The organism is Anaerolineales bacterium (genome assembly GCA_025808555.1).
In the GTDB taxonomy this organism is placed as follows: Bacteria; Chloroflexota; Anaerolineae; order Anaerolineales; family UBA11579; genus JAMCZK01.
In genome coordinates this window covers 2,080,450-2,099,205 of the sequence record CP075526.1, presented here as the reverse complement: position 1 = coordinate 2,099,205, position 18,756 = coordinate 2,080,450, and the positions used below count along the sequence as shown (strand labels likewise).

At 62.3% G+C, this 18,756-nt stretch carries 17 protein-coding genes; 11 read left to right on the top strand and 6 right to left on the bottom strand.

The window, feature by feature from the left end:
• The first annotated feature begins 18 nt into the window (after positions 1-18).
• Genes KIT08_10490 through KIT08_10455 form a run of 8 tightly spaced genes read left to right on the top strand, consistent with a single transcriptional unit; the run spans position 19 to position 8,104 of the window.
• Positions 19-1,899, top strand: coding sequence for a VanW family protein (locus KIT08_10490; GenBank protein UYN89511.1), 1,881 nt, complete (start codon positions 19-21; stop codon positions 1,897-1,899).
• On the top strand, positions 1,899-3,197 hold the full coding sequence (murA, locus tag KIT08_10485; protein ID UYN89510.1) for a UDP-N-acetylglucosamine 1-carboxyvinyltransferase: 1,299 nt from the start codon (positions 1,899-1,901) through the stop codon (positions 3,195-3,197). The genes KIT08_10490 and murA overlap by 1 nt, the downstream gene beginning before the upstream one ends.
• Before the next feature lie 13 nt (positions 3,198-3,210).
• Positions 3,211-3,438: a hypothetical protein gene (locus KIT08_10480; protein ID UYN89509.1), complete on the top strand. Its 228-nt coding sequence runs from the start codon at positions 3,211-3,213 to the stop codon at positions 3,436-3,438.
• 27 nt (positions 3,439-3,465) lie between these two features.
• Positions 3,466-4,047, top strand: a complete 582-nt coding sequence (locus KIT08_10475) for a HEAT repeat domain-containing protein (GenBank protein UYN89508.1) — start codon at positions 3,466-3,468, stop codon at positions 4,045-4,047.
• Between the two features lie 53 nt (positions 4,048-4,100).
• Positions 4,101-4,868: an aldo/keto reductase gene (locus KIT08_10470; GenBank protein UYN89507.1), complete on the top strand. Its 768-nt coding sequence runs from the start codon at positions 4,101-4,103 to the stop codon at positions 4,866-4,868.
• Complete coding sequence (locus tag KIT08_10465) at positions 4,865-5,653, top strand: aldo/keto reductase (protein ID UYN89506.1); 789 nt, start codon at positions 4,865-4,867, stop codon at positions 5,651-5,653. The genes KIT08_10470 and KIT08_10465 overlap by 4 nt, the downstream gene beginning before the upstream one ends.
• Position 5,654: 1 nt before the next feature.
• A complete protein-coding gene (locus tag KIT08_10460; protein UYN89505.1) occupies positions 5,655-6,080 on the top strand; it encodes an EamA family transporter in 426 nt (141 codons plus the stop codon).
• Entirely contained in the window at positions 6,080-8,104 is a 2,025-nt protein-coding gene (locus KIT08_10455; protein UYN89504.1) for a thioredoxin domain-containing protein, read from the top strand. The genes KIT08_10460 and KIT08_10455 overlap by 1 nt, the downstream gene beginning before the upstream one ends.
• A gap of 7 nt (positions 8,105-8,111) precedes the next feature.
• Here KIT08_10455 and KIT08_10450 read toward each other — a convergent pair whose 3' ends face one another.
• Entirely contained in the window at positions 8,112-8,819 is a 708-nt protein-coding gene (locus KIT08_10450; protein UYN89503.1) for a VOC family protein, read from the bottom strand.
• 100 nt (positions 8,820-8,919) lie between these two features.
• On the opposite strand from KIT08_10450, the gene KIT08_10445 reads away from it, so the two are divergent.
• From KIT08_10445 to pgl, 3 genes are read left to right on the top strand one after another with little or no spacing between them, the layout of a single operon-like run.
• Positions 8,920-10,653, top strand: coding sequence for a hypothetical protein (locus KIT08_10445; protein ID UYN89502.1), 1,734 nt, complete (start codon positions 8,920-8,922; stop codon positions 10,651-10,653).
• A complete protein-coding gene (gene rpiA / locus KIT08_10440; protein ID UYN89501.1) occupies positions 10,650-11,336 on the top strand; it encodes a ribose-5-phosphate isomerase RpiA in 687 nt (228 codons plus the stop codon). The genes KIT08_10445 and rpiA overlap by 4 nt, the downstream gene beginning before the upstream one ends.
• Positions 11,337-11,338: 2 nt before the next feature.
• Positions 11,339-12,058, top strand: coding sequence for a 6-phosphogluconolactonase (gene pgl / locus KIT08_10435; GenBank protein ID UYN89500.1), 720 nt, complete (start codon positions 11,339-11,341; stop codon positions 12,056-12,058).
• A gap of 5 nt (positions 12,059-12,063) precedes the next feature.
• On the opposite strand, the gene KIT08_10430 is transcribed toward pgl, so the two are convergent.
• The 5 genes from KIT08_10430 to KIT08_10410 all read right to left on the bottom strand — a co-directional run bounded on the left by KIT08_10430 (position 12,064) and on the right by KIT08_10410 (position 18,719).
• Positions 12,064-12,345: a hypothetical protein gene (locus KIT08_10430; protein ID UYN89499.1), complete on the bottom strand. Its 282-nt coding sequence runs from the start codon at positions 12,343-12,345 to the stop codon at positions 12,064-12,066.
• A gap of 200 nt (positions 12,346-12,545) precedes the next feature.
• Entirely contained in the window at positions 12,546-15,479 is a 2,934-nt protein-coding gene (locus KIT08_10425) for an FAD-binding protein (protein UYN89498.1), read from the bottom strand.
• Complete coding sequence (gene hflX / locus KIT08_10420) at positions 15,479-16,837, bottom strand: GTPase HflX (GenBank protein UYN89497.1); 1,359 nt, start codon at positions 16,835-16,837, stop codon at positions 15,479-15,481. Before hflX ends, KIT08_10425 begins: the two co-directional genes overlap by 1 nt.
• A complete protein-coding gene (locus tag KIT08_10415) occupies positions 16,838-18,010 on the bottom strand; it encodes an aminotransferase class I/II-fold pyridoxal phosphate-dependent enzyme (protein UYN89496.1) in 1,173 nt (390 codons plus the stop codon). It abuts the gene before it with no gap.
• A 115-nt stretch (positions 18,011-18,125) separates the two neighbouring features.
• Positions 18,126-18,719: a cupin domain-containing protein gene (locus KIT08_10410; protein UYN89495.1), complete on the bottom strand. Its 594-nt coding sequence runs from the start codon at positions 18,717-18,719 to the stop codon at positions 18,126-18,128.
• Between the last annotated feature and the right edge of the window lie 37 nt (positions 18,720-18,756).

Sequence of the window (18,756 nt, the reverse complement as noted above, 5' to 3'; positions counted from 1 at the left end):
AAACGATACAATTTCCCCATGTCCACCACGGCCTATCCGCAATCGTATAGCCCTGTCCCGCCCCGCTTCGTAGCACAGGCGGCTGCGGCGTTGGCCGCGGCCGCTGGGCTCCTGGCGCTAGCCGCCTTCCTGTTCTCGACCATCTTCGGGTTGATGTACCTGGGCCGCGTATACCCCGGCGTGAGCGTGGGCGGCGTGGACATCGGCGGCATGCGCCGCACCGAGGCGATCGCTTACCTCAGCCAGCAGCTCACCTACCCGCTCAGCGGGCAGGTGACGCTGACCTATGGCGAACAGAGCTGGAGCTACAGCCCGGCTCAGTTAGGCCTACTGCTGGACGCAGAGTCCAGCGCCCAGGCGGCCTACGGTTTTGGCCGCAGCTGGCTGCCGTGGGAGAACATTGCAGAGAAGATCCAATCACTGCGCGGCGGCGCACAGTTGGCGCCGCGCCTCATATTTAATGGCGACCAGGCTCAACTGGCCTTGCAGGGTTTGGCGAGCCAGTTCAATCGCCCTACTATAGAAGCACAACTGAGCGTAAGCGGGCTGGATGTGCAGGTGCAGCCGGGCCAGGTGGGGCTGACGCTGGATACCGAGCGCACGGGCGCCTTCCTGGCGGCCACGCTGTTGGATATGCAAGATGTACGCGTGCCGCTGGCGGTGGTGGAGCAGCCGCCGCGCATTCTGGATGTGAGCGCGCAGGCCGAGATCGCCCGGGGCATCTTGAGCCAGCCGCTCGTGATCGCCCCTGGGGGCGATTACGAGAAGGACCCCGGCCCCTGGACGCTGGAGCCGGAGCAGCTGGCCGGCATGCTGAGCATTGAGCGCGTGGAAGGCGCGGATGGCGCGCACTATCAGGTGGGCCTGCAGGCGGACAAGCTGGCAGCCATCCTGCTGCCACTGTCTGCGGATGTGGCCGCCAGCCCGCGCAATGCACGCTTTATTTTCAACGACGAGACGCGCGAACTGGATATCTACAAATCGGCCGTGATTGGCCGCCAACTGCATGTGCAAAACAGCATTGACCACATCAACGCCCAACTAGCCCAGGGAGCGCACCAGATCGATCTGCAATACACCTATACTGAGCCCACGGTGCTGGACGACGCCAAAGCGGCCGACCTGAACATCCGTGAGCTGGTGACGGAAACGACCACCTATTTCTACGGCTCCAGCCCTGAGCGCATCCAGAACATCCAAACGGCCGCCGAACGCTTCCACGGGCTGCTGGTGCCGCCCGGCGCGGTGTTCTCGATGGTGGACAACATTGGCGACATCAGTCTCGATTCTGGCTTCGCCGAAGCGCTGATCATTTTCGGCGGGCGCACGATCCAGGGCGTGGGCGGCGGCGTATGCCAGGTGAGCACCACCCTGTTCCGCGCCGCGTTCTTTGGCGGCTTCCCCATCATTGAGCGCTATGCCCACGCCTACCGCGTGAGCTACTACGAGTACAATGCCGCCGTACAGCGTGACCCGCGCTTAGTGGGCCTGGACGCTACAGTGTATGCGCCAGTGGTTGACTTCAAGTTTCAGAACGACACTGACAGCTGGCTGCTGATGGAAACCTACGTGAATCCGGCGGCGCGTTCCATCACCTGGAAGTTCTATTCGACCTCGGATGGGCGCAGCGTAGAGTGGAATACCACCGGGCCGCGCGATATTGTGCCGGCGCTGGACGATAAGTACGAAGAGAACCCTGATTTTGCCACTGGCCAGATCAAGCAAGTGGATTATGCTGCTGAGGGCGCTACGGTGCGCGTGACGCGCACGGTGTACCGCAATGGTGAGGTAATCAACGAAGATGTCATCACGACAAAATACCAACCCTGGGCAGCTGTGTACCAGTACGGCCCCGGCACGCCGGGCATGCCGCCTGCTCCACCATCCTCTGGAGATTAATGAACACCTGGGCAATTGACGGCGGCGAACCACTGCGCGGCGAGATCAGCGTGCGTGGAGCCAAAAACTCCATCACTAAGCTGCTGGTGGCGTCGCTGCTGAGCGAGGAGCCCAGCTACTTTAGCAATGTTCCCAATATTGGCGACCGTGACATCACGGAAGAGATGTGCGCCGCGGTGGGTGCACAGTTCAATGCCGATGGCAACAGCCTCAAGGTCGGCACTCCCAAGATCACCAGCAACATCATCAGCAAGGAACTAGGAGGCCGCAACCGCCTGGCGATCATGCTGCTCGGCCCTCTGCTACACCGCACCGGCAAAGCGGTCATCCCGGCCGCGGCGGGCGGCGACCAGATCGGCCCACGCCCGGTGGGTTTTCACCTGCAGGGCATCCAGCGCATGGGCGCCCGCGTAGAAGTGAAAGACGGCAACTATGTGATCGAGGCGGATGGTTTGCACGGCGCCGAAATCACGCTGGACTATCCCAGCGTCACCAGCACCGAGAACCTGCTGATGGCCGCCAGCATGGCGCGCGGCCGCACAATCATCCAGAACGCGGCCATCGAACCTGAAGTAGTAGACCTTGTGAGCTACTTGCAAAAGATGGGCGCCATCATTGACTATCAGGTAGACCGCACCTTTGTGGTGGAAGGCGTAAACAAGCTGACCGGCGCCAAACACAGCCTGCTGCCTGACCGGATCGTGGCGGCATCGCTGGGCGCGGCGGCGGTGGCCACGCGCGGGGATGTGTTCGTGCGCAACGCCCGCCAGCAAGACATGCTGACCTTCCTCAACACGTTGCGCCGCGTGGGCGGCAAGTTTGAAGTGCAAGACGATGGCATTCGCTTTTACTACGACGGGCCGCTGCAGGCCATTCACGTGGAGACCAGCGTGCACCCGGGCTTCATGACCGACTGGCAATCGCCCTTCTTGCTGCTGCTCACGCAGGCCGAAGGCATGTCGGTTGTGCACGAGACCGTCTTCGAAGACCGCTTTGGGTATGTGAAAGCGCTGCAGGACATGGGCGCCGAGATCGCCCTGTACGACAGTTGCCTGGGGCACCGCTGCCGTTTTGCGAGTAGCAGCTACAAGCACAGCGCCGTTATTAAGGGTCCAAGCCAACTGCGCTCGGCTGAGGTGGTGGTGCCTGACCTGCGGGCAGGCTTTACTTATCTGATCGCCGCCATCATGGCCAAAGGCAAATCACGCGTGCACGGCATTGATCACATCACGCGCGGTTACGAAGACCTGGAAGCCAGCCTGCGCAGTCTGGGCGCCCGCATTCAGGCTGTACAATAAGGTTAGGAGAGCTATGGTAAGCACTGAATTGATCGAGATCCTGCGCTGCCCTCATTGCGTGCAAAACGGCAAAGGCGAGCTTGAGTTTTACAAAGAGGCCTGGTTCGTGTGCGGCGAATGCGGGCGCAAGTACCCAGTGATCGACGACATTCCGGTCATGCTGATCGAAGTCGGCGACAAATGGGTCAGCACCTCCAAGGACAAGCTGGAAGTGCCCGCCCCCAAGACCGCGGCCGACTAGGCTTCGGCGACTGAGCGGACTGCGGGCGTGAGCACACTGGCGGCATTGCTGGCCGACCTGCAAAGTGGCAATGCGGCCCGCACCGAGCCCGCTGCAGCGGCGCTGCCCGCCCATGGCGAGGCCGGACTGGCGGCTCTCACTGCCCTGCTCCGACACTCTGACCCCGAAACCCGCTGGTGGGCCGTACGCTCGCTGGCGGGTTTTTTGCATCCCGAAGCTGGCGAACTGCTGACCGCGGCGCTCGCTGACAGCGACGGCGGCGTGCAGCAATGCGCCGCGCTTGCATTGAGCCAGCGCCCACATGCGGGCGCAGTGCCCGCGCTGGTAAGCATGCTGGCCAGCCAGGACAGCTTGCTGGCGCGCCTGGCTGGCGACGCGCTGGTGGCACACGGCGCCGCGGCGGTGGAACCGCTGGCCGCAGCGCTGCAAGACAGCCAGGCGCAGAGCGCGCGAGTGGAAGCGGCACGGGCGCTGGCGCTGATCGGCGACACGCGCGCCATCCCGGCCCTGTTCGCACTGCTGGACAGCGACTCAGCCCTGCTGGAGCACTGGGCCAGCGAAGGGCTGCAGAAGATGGGCGTTGGCATGAGCTTCTTCAAGCCCGGATAGAGCAGCTCGGCTCCCTGCGAATACCCAGCACCCACACCCGCTACAATAGTCGCATGAACACAATGCTCCCCTTAGTGGATGGCATCCAGATCCCGCAAATGGGCTTTGGCACCTGGGCGCTGAAAGATGCGCACAAGTCGACCTTGCATGCGCTACAAACCGGTTACCGTCATGTGGACACAGCCGACTACTATCACAATCACGTGGAAGTGGGCCAGGCAATGAAGGACAGCGGCCTGGCACGCGAAGACATTTTCCTGGTGACCAAGCTGTACGGCGGCACACTGGCAGAAGCCAAGGTTGGCCCGGCGGTGGACCGCTTCCTGAAGGAGCTCGGTACAGACTACATTGACCTGCTACTCATTCATTGGCTGTCCGGCATCCCTGCGGAGGAAAGCCTGGCGGCGATGGAGAAGACGCGGGCCGCCGGCAAAGTGCGTACGCTGGGCGTCTCCAACGTTGAGGTCGAGGACATGCAAGCCGCCCTGGCAACCGGGCTGCCGGTGTGCAACAACCAGATCGAATACAACCTTGAAGTGCGCCCCGACGATGTAGCCGAGTTCTGCCTGGCGAACGGCGTCACGGTGACGGCGTACAGCCCGGTCAAAGTGGGCGGCGGGGCAAAGACGCGCAAGCTTGTCGCAAGCCTGGCTGAGGCGTACGACAGCACGCCGGAGCAAGTAACCCTGGCCTGGTTGATGGCCAAGGGCTTTATCGTAATTCCGCGCTCGAACAACCCCAAGCATATCGAGAGCAATTTCGCCTCGTTGCAGCTGACACTGAAGAAGGAGGATGTGGCCGCGCTGGATGCCAGCGCATGACCCAAATCAGCATGAACAAAACTATCACCCTGACGAAAGACATTCAAATCCCGCAATTGGGGTTCGGCACCTCTGGCTTGAAGGAATTAGCGCAAGCCAGCGTACTGCACGCCTTGCGCACCGGCTACCGCCATATTGATACAGCGGATATTTACGAAACCCACACCGCGGTCGGCGCGGGACTGCGCGAGAGCGGCATCCCGCGGGATGAGGTGTTCATCACCACCAAACTGTGGCGTCATTCGGTGACGGCAGACCAGGTGGCGCCGGCCGTTGAGCGCTTCCTGAACGAGCTCGGCACCGACTACATTGACCTGCTGCTGATCCACTGGCCGCGCGAAGAAGCCGAACCGGAGGAGACTTTACCGGCGATGGAAGCTGTGCGCCAAAGCGGCAAAGTGCGCGCACTGGGCGTCTCCAACTTTGATGTAGCCCTGCTGGAACGCTCGCTCAAGACCGGGGTGCAGGTCACCAATAACCAGATCAAGTACAACCTGGAAGTGCGTCCTGATGACGTGGTCGCTTTCTGCAAAGCCAACGGCGTCACGGTCACAGCCTACAGCCCCATCCGCAGCCTCGGCAGCCCCGCGGCTCAAGCGTTACTGAGTGATCTTGGGCCTAGATACGGCGCCAGCCCGCAGCAGGTGGCGCTGGCCTGGCTGCTGGGCAAAGGTCTGATCCCGATCCCGCGCTCCACAAAGCCGGAGAACATCGAGGCGAACTACCGCGCCCAGGCCATCGAACTGAGTGCGGAGGATGCCAAGGCGCTGGAGCAGGCGGTCTAGTATGGGCCAGTCGTGGGTCTTCTGGGCCTTTCTTTCGGCGCTGTTCGCTGCGGCCACCACCCTGCTGGGCAAGCTGGGCATCAGCGGCATCAGCTCGGATGTGGGCGCGTTCGTGCGCACGCTCATCGTAGTGCCGGCCATGGCGCTGGTGCTGTGGGCTACCGGTCAGTTCGCACAAGCGCAGGAGTGGACGCCGCGCAACGTTGTGCTGCTGGCACTCTCCGGCCTGGCTACCGCGGCCTCGTGGCTGGCTTTCTACCGTGCTCTGAGCACGGGGCAAGCCGCGCAGGTGGTTTCGATTGACAAGCTCAGCGTGGTCTTCGTCGCTCTGTTCGGCGTTACGCTGCTGGGCGAAACCCTCACCCCGCTGAACTGGCTTGGCATCCTGCTGGTGGCTGGCGGCACGCTGCTAGCGGTGGTGCGCTGATGGCGAACCGCCTGGCGAATTCCAATTCCCCTTATCTGCTCCAGCACCAGGACAACCCGGTGGATTGGCACCCCTGGGGGTCGGAAGCCCTGGCGCGCGCCAAGACCGAGGACAAGCCTATCTTCCTGAGCATTGGCTACGCGGCCTGTCATTGGTGCCATGTGATGGCGCATGAGTCATTCGAAGACGAAGCCACCGCTGCGTACATGAACGAGCACTTCATAAACATCAAGGTAGACCGCGAAGAGCGGCCGGATATTGACGGCATCTATATGACCGCGGTGGTGGCTATGACTGGTTCAGGCGGATGGCCGATGAGCGTGTTCATGACGCCGGACGGCCAGCCGTTCCTTGGAGGCACCTACTTCCCGCCGGTGGCGCGCTACAACATGCCCTCGTTCATGGATGCGCTGCAGCATGTGCAGCGTTTGTGGAGCGAAGAGCGCGACAAAGTGCTGGAGAACGGCCGCATAATCACCCAACATCTGCAAGCACAGGGTACTGCGCCCGCCGGCGGCGACAGCCTGCAGCCCGAGGCGCTGAGCCAGGCGGTGATGGCGCTGGCCCAGGCGTATGACTGGCGACACGGCGGCTGGGGCCAGGCACCCAAGTTCCCGCAGCCGATGACGATCGACTTCCTGCTGGCGCGTGCCACCCAGGGCGATCAGCTGGCATTGGACATGGCGCGCCACGCCATGCAAAGCATGGCGCTCGGCGGCATGTACGATGTGGTGGGCGGCGGCTTTGCTCGCTACAGCGTGGACGACTATTGGCGCGTGCCCCACTTCGAGAAGATGCTGTATGACAATGCCCTGCTGGCGCGCGCCTACTTGCATGGCTATCTGGTCACCGAGGATGAAGCGCTACGTCAGGTGTGCGAGCGCACGCTGGATTTTGTAGCCCGCGAACTGCGCCATGCCGATGGCGGCTTCTACAGCAGCCTGGACGCCGACTCGGAAGGGGAAGAGGGCAAGTTTTATGTGTGGAGCCTGGCAGAGATCCAAGCCAGCTTGGACAAACACCTGGCCGAGCTGGTCATCGCTGCCTACGGCGTAACGGAAGCAGGCAACTTTGACGGCCACAACGTGCTGCAACGCGTCAAGGATGACGCCGCGCTGGCCACGCAGTTTGGGATCGACGCGGCCGCCGTGCGCCAGCAGCTGGAAGCGGCGCACGCCACTCTGCTGACGGTGCGGGCGGACCGTGTGCGCCCGGGTACGGACGACAAAGTGCTTACTGCTTGGAACGGGCTGATGCTGATCGCCTTCGCCGAGGCGGCCCGCTATCTTAACCGCCCGGATTATTTGCAGGTTGCTCAAACCAATGCAGACTTCTTACTGCGTGAACTGCACGATGGCAGCCGCCTGCTGCGCTCGTGGCGAGCCGGGCAGGCCGCTCACAACGGCTACCTGGAAGACTATGCCGCGCTGACGCTGGGCCTGCTGGCGCTATACCAAAGCGACGGCGATGTGCGCTGGTACGCCGCCGCCGAAAAGCTGGCGGGCGAGCTGACCCAGCATTTTGCTGACCCCGCCGGCGGATTCTTTGACACGCGCGATGACCACGAAACGCTGCTGACCCGGCCCAAGGACATGCAAGACAATGCCACCCCCAGCGGCGGCGCCTTGGCGGCGCTGGCGCTGCTGCAACTGCACGCCTATACAGGTAAAGCCGCCTGGCATGAAACGGCCTCGACCATGCTGGCTGGGATCAGTACGGCCGCGCTACGCTACCCCACTGCTTTCGCCCAGTGGCTATGCGCAGGTAGCTGGCTTTTGGCTGGCGGCCGCGAAATAGCCGTGGTTGGTGAGGCAGCGGATGCGCTGCTACATACGCTGTGGAGCAGCTGGCGGCCGTTCGACGTAGCCGCGGTCTCGCCCTACCCGCCGCCAGCGGGCAGCCCACCCTTGCTCGCCGAGCGGCCGCTCAAGGATGGCAAGGCTACCGCGTATGTGTGCCGCAACTTCGCCTGCCAGCTTCCGGTGAATAGCGCCGATGAGCTGGCCCAGCAGTTACAGACCTAACAATTACTTATTGTTTGAGCTCATTGACCAGGTTCGTAACATGGGTGAGTTCATCCAACACCTCGGCCTGCTCTTGCGTCGTGAGTTCAAGCTCATCCACCGACGCTAACGAAGCCTCCGCCAGCAGAGCGTTGTTCGTACGCACAGCCAGTTCGGCGCGATAGAGGTATGCACGCACAAGCTCCAGCGCAGGCGCATCTGGGAAGCGCGCCAGGGCGTTATCGAGGGTTCGCAGCGCATCTGCCTCACTGCCACGCGCATCACCCAGGCGCGCCGCCACCGAAACAAAATGCTCCAGACCTTCAAGCGTCTCTTCGTCTTCCTGTGTGGCATTCAGCCGGTAAATGCGCAACCAATTTCCGCCAGGGTCCACCACAGTAAATCCTGTAACGGTACCAAACTTCTTGCGCGGGCGCAGAATGCGCGGGAAACCGGCGACGGGCAGCTTGCCGTAGGCCACCCGCAACGCTGCGGCAAACTCCGCATACAGGGCATCTGGGTCAGGCACAACAATGATGACGCTGCCATACGAATCGGCAGGATTGAAGCCATCTATGCCAAATAGGTGAAAGTGAATATCCTCGTATTGCACCACCGCAGCTGGGTTCGGCCGCAACTGACGGTATGTTCTTTTGAAGCCCAGCACTTCATAGAATGCAATCGATTCATCAAGCTCTCTGCAAGGAAGTAAAGGATATGTGCGTTCGTTAGCCATGCTTGCTGCCTCCAGCGGGCGCAAAGCATACCTGATGTCTGCTATTTATAGCTAACAATCTTTGTGGATTGCCGTGCTTTGTGGTTTACTCTGGCCAATAATGGAGATCAAATTTCACCTCGCAGCATATGAGCCAGCCTACCAGGCCGCCTTGCAAACTGCAGCCAACAGCCAGTTGGTGGAGCGCGTATGGAGCAAAGACCACACCGTGTGGAACCCGCAACCCACCGAGATCAGTAACCGGCTCGGCTGGCTAGACATTGCCGAGCGCATACAACCGGAAGCGGCGGCTCTGACCCTGTACGCGCGCCAGCTGCAGGCAGAAGGCTATACGCACGCACTACTATTGGGCATGGGCGGCAGCAGCCTGGCCCCTGAGGTGTACAGCCGGCTGCTGGCGGCGGCTGGCGGGATGCAGTTGGGCGTGGTGGACAGCACCGACCCGGACTACATCCGCCAGTACGCCGAGCAGTACGACCCGGCGCGAACGCTGTACATCGTCTCGACCAAGTCCGGCGGGACGGTGGAAACGCTTTCGTTGTTCAAGTATTTTTACAACCAAGTCACCGCGTCATTGCGAGGAATGCGCTACGCAAATAGCGCAGACGAAGCAATCCCCGAGTCGGAGTTGCAAGCAGGCTTGGAGACTGCTTCACCCGCCCAAGGCGGGCTCGCAGAGACAGTCGGCCGACACTTCATTGCTATCACAGACCCCGGTAGCAGCCTGGCCGCATTGGCCGAACAGCACCAGTTCCGCAGCATCTTCCTGGCTGACCCCAACATCGGCGGGCGTTACTCGGCCCTCTCGCACTTCGGGCTGGTGCCCACCGCCCTGCTGGGCATAGATCTGGGCCAATTGCTGGCGGCCGCCGTGGCTGCGGCAACCAGTTGCCATCAACCCGCGGAGCACAACCCCGGAGTCCAGTTGGGCGTGGCGCTGGGCGTGCTGGCGCAAGCGGGCCGCGACAAGATGACCTATATTACGCCCGAACACTTGCAAGGCTTTGGAGATTGGGCCGAGCAGCTGATCGCCGAGAGCACCGGCAAACACGGCCAAGGTATTTTGCCGGTGGTAGCTGAGCCACTGGGTAATCTGGGCGATTATGGTGAAGACCGAGTGTTCATTGCGCTAGGCCCGCAAGATGGCGCTGCAGCCAGCGTGCTTGAGACTGCTCGCGCCGCAGGCCATCCGGTGATTGAAGTCAGCTGGGATGGTGAGTATGCGCTGGGCGCGCAGTACTTCGTGTGGGAGTTCGCCACTGCGGTAACGGGGCATGTGCTCGATATCCAACCATTCGACCAACCCGACGTGGAATCTGCGAAAGTGCAGGGCCGCGCCTTTGTGGACGAGTACACGCGCACGGGCTCGCTGCCCGCCGGTGAACAACGCCAACTCACCCCCGACGCACTACGGAGCACGCTAGGCCAGGCCGCGGCGGGCGATTATGTGGCCCTGCAAGCTTATGCTGCGCCCAGCCCGCAGCTAACGGCGGCGCTGCAAGAATTGCGCAGCTATATACTGCACACGCAGCATGTGGCCAGCACGCTGGGCTATGGGCCGCGCTTCCTGCACTCCACCGGGCAATTGCACAAAGGCGACGCAGGGCGCGGCATCTTCATTCAATTTGTCACCCAACCCCCGGCGGACGACCTGCTCATCCCCGACGCGGCAGGCGACTCCGCCAGCGCACTGAGCTTCGGCGTACTGAAGGCGGCCCAAGCCCTGGGCGATGCAGCCGCCTTGCGCGCCGCCGGCCGCCGTGTGACCAGCTTCGCCGTCAACGGCGACCTGGCGGCCGAGCTGCAAGCCGTATTGCGAGAGCTGCTGGCATGAACACCGAACAATTCAAGCAGGCGGCCGCCGAGGCCGCGGTGCAGCTGGTGCAAAACGGCATGGTGGTGGGGCTAGGGCACGGCAGCACCGTCAAATACGCGCTGGATGCGCTGGCCGCTCGCTTACATGCCGGCGAGCTCACCGATATCACCGGCATCCCCTGCTCCAAGCACACCCAGGCTGAAGCGACCCGTTTGGGTATCCCTCTGGAAGACATCAACCAGCATCGTCAGATCGATTTGACCTTGGACGGGGCTGACGAAGTAGACCCGCAGCTCAATCTGATCAAAGGCGGCGGCGGTGCGCTGCTGCGCGAAAAGATCGTGGCGCAGGCCAGCCAGCGCGAAGTCATCATGGTGGATGAGGGCAAGCTCTCCGCCGCGCTCGGCACGCGCTTTGACCTGCCGGTGGAAGTGCTGCCATTTGCATGGCAGCACTCGTTCGATTTCATCGCCAGCCTGGGCAGCACGCCACGCGTGCGCGAGCACAACGGCATGCCCGTGCTGAGCGACCAGGGCAATTATTTGCTGGATTGTGCTTTTGGTCCGATCGCTGACCCTGACGCGCTGGCGCGCCAACTGGAAGCACGCGCTGGCATTGTGGAACACGGCCTGTTTATCGGTCTGGCGACGGATATGTTTGTGGCTGGCCCCGAAGGGGTACGCCAGCTGACCAGGGGGTAATTGTGCAACGCAAGGTATATGCAAACGGGGGCGAATTGGCCGCGGCGGCCGCGGCGCTGATCGCCAAGCAGGCGGCTGCCGCCATCGCGGCACGCGGCCACTTCGACATTGCGCTTTCCGGCGGCACTACGCCGCTCAGTGTGTACGCGGCGCTGGCCGCACCGCCCCACCGCGAAGGGATCGATTGGGCCAAGGTACATATATTTTGGGGTGATGAGCGCTGTGTGCCCCCCGAGCATGCCGACAGCAACTACGGCGCGGCCAAGGCGGCGCTGTTGGACCAAATCAGCATTCCGGCAGCCAACGTTCATCGCTTGCATGGCGAACTTACGCCAAGTGATGCCGCCGAGGAGTATCGCGAGCAGCTGCGGGCGCATTTCGCCACGCCGGGCTTTCCGGCGTTCGATCTGATCCTGCTTGGCCTGGGCAACGATGGCCACACGGCCTCGCTCTTCCCGGGCAGCGCGGCGCTGCGCACCGGTGAAGTGCCGGTGACCGAGAACTACGTTGCGAGCCTGGAAAGCTGGCGGCTCACCTTCACTCTGCCGCTCATCAACGCCGCCCGCCAAGTGGTCTTCATCGTATCTGGCGCGGGCAAAGCTTCGATCGTGCAGGAAATCTTTGAAACCAACGGGCGCCCCCTGCCCGCAAAAGCAGTCAACCCGCACTCGGGCGGGTTGACTTGGTTGCTGGATGCTGAGGCAGCCAGTTTGCTGCCGTAGGTCGGCTACTGGTTTGGCCGGCGGCCGACAAGCGCAACCACCAAGGCGATAATCGCCAGCAGCAACGCAACGATCACGGCGATCATGATGGCGTTGTCGGTGCCCAGACCGCCGGCGCCGGATTGGCCACCATCCCCCTCACCTGTGCCAATGACGTCGATTGTGCCTTGACCGGTTTCCGGGTCCACGTTGACGTCAATGCTTGCGCCGCCGGCACACGCCGTCAGCAATGCGCCACCCAGAATCACGAAAACTAGTGTGAGCGCGATTAGTTTCTTACTCAACATGATGAACCTCCTTAAGATGAGTTCTACTCTGGCGAACGGGCGCAAAAAAGGGTCGTTATGGCGTTGGCTCTGTGAGAAGTAGGGTTAATGTGTCTCTAAGGGAGAGACAAACCGCAAGATGAACACAGATTGCGGAAGCCAATAAACACGGGATTAAATTTATTCATCCGCGTTCATCGCCTTTGTATCTGATCTGCGGATTACTTTAGCTGTGCAGCAATTAGCGAAACGGGATGCAGCGCCTCGCGGCCGGTGCCGCTGGCGATCTGCGAACGGCACGACACGCCCGCGGCGACCACATGCTGACCTTGGGCAGCCTTACGCACGGCGGGGAACACGGCCAGCTCGCCAATTTGCATTGAGAGTTCATAGTGCTCAGCCTCGTAACCGAACGAGCCGGCCATGCCGCAGCAGCCGGAGTTAACCTGCTCCACCTCGAAGCCAAGCTGGGTCAGTAAGGCAGCGGTAGCGGCAGCGCCGGCCGGCACGCCATCGTCGGCGGGCGCCTGGGCCTTCTGGTAGCAGTGCCCGTGCATCAGCACCGAGCGCGAGGCCGGCGCGGACAGCGCGGCCCGCAAGCCATCCAACCCCTGGCGCAGCAGGAACTCGTCCAACATGAAGCTGCGCCGGGCCAGCGCGCTCACTCCATCCTCGCCGGGCAATAAGTCCAGATATTCGTCCTTGAAAGTGTAGATCTCGGAAGGCTCGATGCCCACGACAGGGATGCGGCGCTCCGGGTCCCACGTTTCGATGGTTTGCACGACCCGGCGGGCATGCTCTTTGGCCTGCGACAGCAGGCCTTTGGAGATCAGCGTGCGGCCTGCGCCGTTGAAAGGCAGCACGGCGGCCTTCAACCCGGCCGCGGCCAGCACGCGGATGGCGTCTTGGGCGATCTCAGGGTAGAAGAATTCGATGAACGGGTCGGGCAGGAGGAATACATCCGCCTCGTGCGGAGCAACAGCTTGCGTTGCACGTGCCGGCACAAACTTAGGCAGGCCACGCTTGGCCGACAGGCCGAACAGCTTCTCGCCCAGTGCTTTGCCGATGCCGCTTTGCAACATCAGGTTGCTGATCGGCGCCACGGCGCGGCCCAGCTTACCCAGCACGCCGATGTAGCCAAATAAATAATCGCGCAGCGGGCGGCGGTGGGTCTTGTAATAGTCGTTCAGGAAGTCGTACTTGATCTTGGCCATGTCCACGCCTGAGGGGCATTCGGCTTTGCAGCCCTTGCACTCCAGGCACAGGTCGAGCGCGGCGTGGGCCGCCTTCTGCGCATTGGCGGCCGGTGCGCCCTGCCCCGGCATGCCGGTGGAGATCATGGCGCGCAGTAGGTTGCCGCGGCCGCGAGTGCTGTGCTCTTCTTCACGCGTGGCCTGGAACGAGGGGCACATCACGCCGCCGTCTTTGCGGCATACGCCAGCGCCGTTGCACATCTCAATGGCGCCGCCCAGGCCGCCCTGGCTCGAGAAATCGAGGATGGGTAGCCAAGGGTCAGACTTGTATTCCGCACCATAGCGCAAGTTCAGGTGCATGGGCTGCGGCTCGAGGATCTTGCCCGGGTTCAGGCGCGCCTGCGGGTCGGCAGCGCGCTTGAGCTCGCGGAAGGCATTGTTGATCTCCGGACCGAAGGTTTCTTCGAGCCATTCGCCATGCGAGAGGCCATCGCCATGCTCGCCGCTCATCGAGCCGTTGTACTGTTTGGCGGCAGCCATCACGTCCTGCGTGATGCCGCGCATCTGCTCGATACCCTTGAGCGTCTTGAGGTTGATCAGGGGGCGCACATGCAGGCAGCCGGCCGAGGCATGGGCGTAAAAATCGCCGCCGGTACCGTAGCCTTCGAGGATGCGCATGAAGGCGCGCACGAACTGGCCCAGATTCTCGACCGGCACGGCCACATCTTCGATAAAGGGCAGCGGCTTGGCATCGCCCGGGCGCGACATCAGCAGGCCGAGGCCTACCTTGCGCACGCCCCACACGTTGTCCTGCTCAGCCTGAGTGATGGCATGCACCGCGCCGGGGCCGAGGGTGGCCAGCCGCTTTTGCAGTTCGTCTTCGCTGTCACCGGCAAATTCGATGATGAGGATAGCGGCCGGGTCGCCTTTGACGAAGCCGAGGCGGTTGGCATAGGCCGGCACGCTGCGCGCCAGGTTGATCATGGCCCGCGGAATAAGCTCAATTGCAGAGGGCTCCAGTTTGAGCAAGTCCGGCGCAGCATCACAGGCTTCGGCGATGCTGGGGTATGAGAGCACGCCCAGCACCGTACGCCTGGGCTTGGGCACCAGGCGCACCAGCATGCGTTTGAGCACTACCAGCGTGCCCTCGGAGCCGACGATGGCGGGCGCCAGGTTGATGTGCCCCTGGGCGATGGGAGGATAGGCGTCGCCGGCGCCAGCCCGCGCCCACATGGGCGGGCGGCTGGGCGACCAGGGAAGCAGGTAGTTGAGGCTGTACCCCGAAGCGCGGCGCCAGGTGCGCGGCCAGCTCTGCTGGATACGCTCGCCATGCTGCTCACGGATGCTGAGCGCCTGGCGGTACAGGCTGCCTTCCAGTGTGTCGTTCTCGGCATGCTGCATCGCTTCATGCAGCGCCATTTCTTCGAGGCGTGCTCGTGAGCCGTCCGCCAGCAGCACGTCGGCGGCGATGATATTGTCGGAGGTCATGCCGTAGCTGATGGAGTGCGCGCCGGTGGAGTTGTTGCCTGCCATGCCGCCCAATGTGGCACGGTCAGACGAGGCCGGGTCAGGCCCGAACATCAGGCCATGCGCGGCGGCCACTTTGTTGAAAGCGTTGAGCACCATGCCGGGTTGTACCCAGGCGGTGCGCTGTTGCGGGTCGATCTCTAGTACCTGGTTGAGATAGCGCGTGAAATCCAGGATGATGGCAGGGCCAATGGTCTGGCCAGCCAAACTGGTGCCTGAGCCGCGCGGCAGGATCGGCAGGTTATATTGCGCGGCCAGTTCTACGATGGCTTCCAGGTCTTCTTCGTGGCGCGGCAGCGCCACGCCAAGCGGCTCGATCTGGTAGATCGAGGCGTCGGTGCTATATAGACGGCGATTGGTCGCGTCCAAGCGCAACTCGCTGACGGTGCGCTTGCTCACTTCGGCTGCAAAATCCTTCAACATTTCGTGGGCCATTACTCCGCCCCCTTCTGTGAAGCAGTGGCCGAAGCTTTGCGGCCCTTGGCAAATTCGCTGTAGCGCGCCAGCAGGCGCCCAGGCAGACGCCCGCTGAGCTTTACGCCTGTGCGGGTATGTTCGACCACGTCCACCTGGCCCTGCTCGTGGAAAAGAGCGATCAGCGCGCCTTGCTCATACGGCAATAGCACCTCGATGGGAGCCAGTGTCTCGTACAACTTGCTACTGACCGCAGCCAGCAGCTCATCAAGGCCTTGCTTGGTGAGCGCGGAGACAGCGACAGCATCATCGAACTCGGCCAGTGCCCCTTGCGCCGCGGCCGGGTCTTCGAGCCGATCAATCTTGTTGAGCACCGTCAGCATGGGGACGTGGCGCGCCTCGATCTCGTCCAGCGTTTGCATCACGGCCTCGGCATGTTCATGCACGTTGGGATGGGTGACATCCATGACGTGCAGCAGAAGGTCCGCCTCTTTGACTTCTTCCAGCGTGGCCTGAAATGCCTTGACCAGGCCATGCGGCAATTTTTGAATAAAGCCCACCGTATCGGTGAAGAGCGCTTCGCGGCCGCCTGGCAGACGCACTTTGCGCGTCGTGGGATCCAGCGTTGCGAAGAGCTTATCGGCCACGTAGACCTGCGCATCCGTCAGCGCATTCAGCAGGGTGGATTTGCCGGCGTTGGTGTAGCCGACCAGGGCAATAATGGGAATACGCGCTCGCTTGCGCTGGGCGCGGTAACGGCCGCGGTGGGCGCGCACCTTCTCCAAGTCACTGCGCAAGCGCGAGATGCGCTTGCCGATCTCACGGCGGTCAGATTCCAGCTGGGTTTCGCCGGGGCCGCGCAGACCTACGCCGCCCACCCCGCCACTGCGGCCACCGCCGCCGCCGGATTGGCGCGCAAGGTGGGTCCAGGCGCGGGTCAGGCGCGGCAGGCGGTACTCGTACTGCGCGAGTTCCACTTGCAACGCGCCTTCATGCGTGCTGGCGTGCTGGGCAAAGATATCGAGGATGAGGGCAGTGCGGTCGATCACGCGGCGCTTATCGCCGAATTCTTCTTCGAGCTCGCGCTGGTGGCGCGGCTGCAACTCGTCGTCGAAGAGGATGACCTGCGCGTCGAGCTCTTCGGCCAGCGCCTTGATCTCCTGCACCTTGCCTTTTCCGATGAAGGTCTTGGCATTGGGTCTATCGATACGCTGGTAGGTCTGGGTCACCACTTCCAGGCCGGCGGTATCCGCCAGCAGGGCCAGCTCGTCGAGCGAATCCTCCAGCGGCAGCAAGCCAGGCTCAGTGGCTAGCTGCACGCCCACCAAAACGGCGCGTTCAGGCATGCGCTCGGTGTTGTGCAGTTTGCCTTTTGCCATCTATCTCCGTGCCTGCAGCCAGTCGGCGATGCGCTGGGCGCCCTCGCGCAGGCGGGCCACATCGGTCACCAGCGAGACGCGGAAGTAGCCTTCGCCGTGCTGGCCGAAGACCACGCCGGGCGTGGTGCTGACGCCGCACTCGTTGAGCATGGCGGCGCAAAACTCCATGCTGCCCTCGCCATTGGGCACCGGCGCCCACACGTACAGCGCCGCCTGCGGCGGCGCCACGCGCACACCGGCGCGGTGCAACCCGTCCACCACGGCGTCACGCCGCTCCTGATAGATGCGGTTGCGCTCGTTGAGCCAGGTCTGGTCGCCCAGCATGGCCAGCTCGCCGGCCGCCATCAGTGGGGCAAAGATGGCCGAATCCTGCTGGCTCTTGTAGGTCTCGATGTATTTGAGGGCCTGCGGATGGCCGACGGCCATGCCCACACGCCAGCCAGCCATGTTATAGGTCTTGGACAGCGAGTTGAACTCGACCGCGACCTCTTTGGCGCCCGGCACCTGCAGAATGCTGGGGGCGTGGTAGCCGTTGAAACCCACATCGCAATACGGGTTGTCGTGCGCAACGAGAATATTGTGCTTGCGCGCGAAGGCGATCACTTTTTCAAAGAAGGCCAGGTCGGCAATCGCCCCGGTGGGATTATTGGGATAGTTGAGCCACAGGATCTTGGCGCGGCGAAGTACATCGGCGGGCACGGCGTCCAAGTCTGGCAGGAAGGCGTTCTCCTCGAGCAGTGGCATCAGGTGCACCTGGCCGCCGGCGATCTCGGTGCTCTTGGCGTACACGGCGTAGCTGGGATCTGGCACCAGGGCCACATCGCCCGGGTTGAGCACGGCCTGGCTGAGGATGAACAGACCCTCTTTGGAACCGAGCAGATCGATCGCTTCGGTGGCCGGGTCGAGCTCCACGCCGAAGCGGGCCTTGTAGTATTCGGCCACGGCCTTGCGGAACTTCTGGGTCATGCCCAGGGTGTAGCCGTGGGTGTCGGCGCGCTGGGCCGCCTCGAACATACCTTCGAGGATGAAGCCGGGCGGCGGCAAATCAGGGCTGCCAATATCCAGACGCACCACGTCAGTGCCTTTAGCACGCAGGGCGGCAATGCGCTTAGCCAAGTCTGCAAAAAAGTATGGTTTAAGTGCTGCAATGCGATGTGCGGGCTGTAGTTCCATAAGGGGGAAGTTTACCTGAAAGCAAGAGCCAGTTAGATAGCTGCAGATACAGCACTGGACAAGGCAAGAGTTTAAACACTCTTTGCCTTATCAGCGTACGTTAGACCAGCGCAACTTAGCTTTTGGCAGAAACAAGATATTCTGCATAGCTTGCGCGGTAGCCAAGCGCGTGGCCAATGCGACCGAGCAGGCCAAACAGCACCGTCTGCACGAGCGGTGGCAGCCCAGCCAGGTAACCGCCATGCTTGAGCAAGGTCTGCATGGACACGGCTAACTGCAATGGAGTAGGTTGGCCATCTGAACCAACCTTGCCATCGCGCACCAACCCATACTGTGTGGCGATAGTGTTAAGCGTGTCAATGACTGCTTCTGGGCTGGAATGTTCAAATGTATCGGTCTGGATCATATGCAATTCTTCATCCCCTGTGTTCCAGGGATGGATATGCGATTTCCTGGCAGGTAAAGTAACCGTATCGCCGGCCTTGGCAGAATACTCTTTGCCCTCAAGCACATACGTACAGGAGCCGGCCAGGATCTCGAACTTCTCTTCCCACCATGTATGAAAATGGGCAGGCAAATCCTGCCCCGAATGAGGGCGGTAGAAATATTCGATTTGAAACCCATTTCCCTGAGTTTCTTTGTGTGCTTTAAGCACCACGGCACGAACACCCGCCTGGGGGTTTTCAGCGACAAAGCCTGCCTCGATCATGTTTCGTCATTCCTTCCTGGTGTGCATTTTGTGAAGC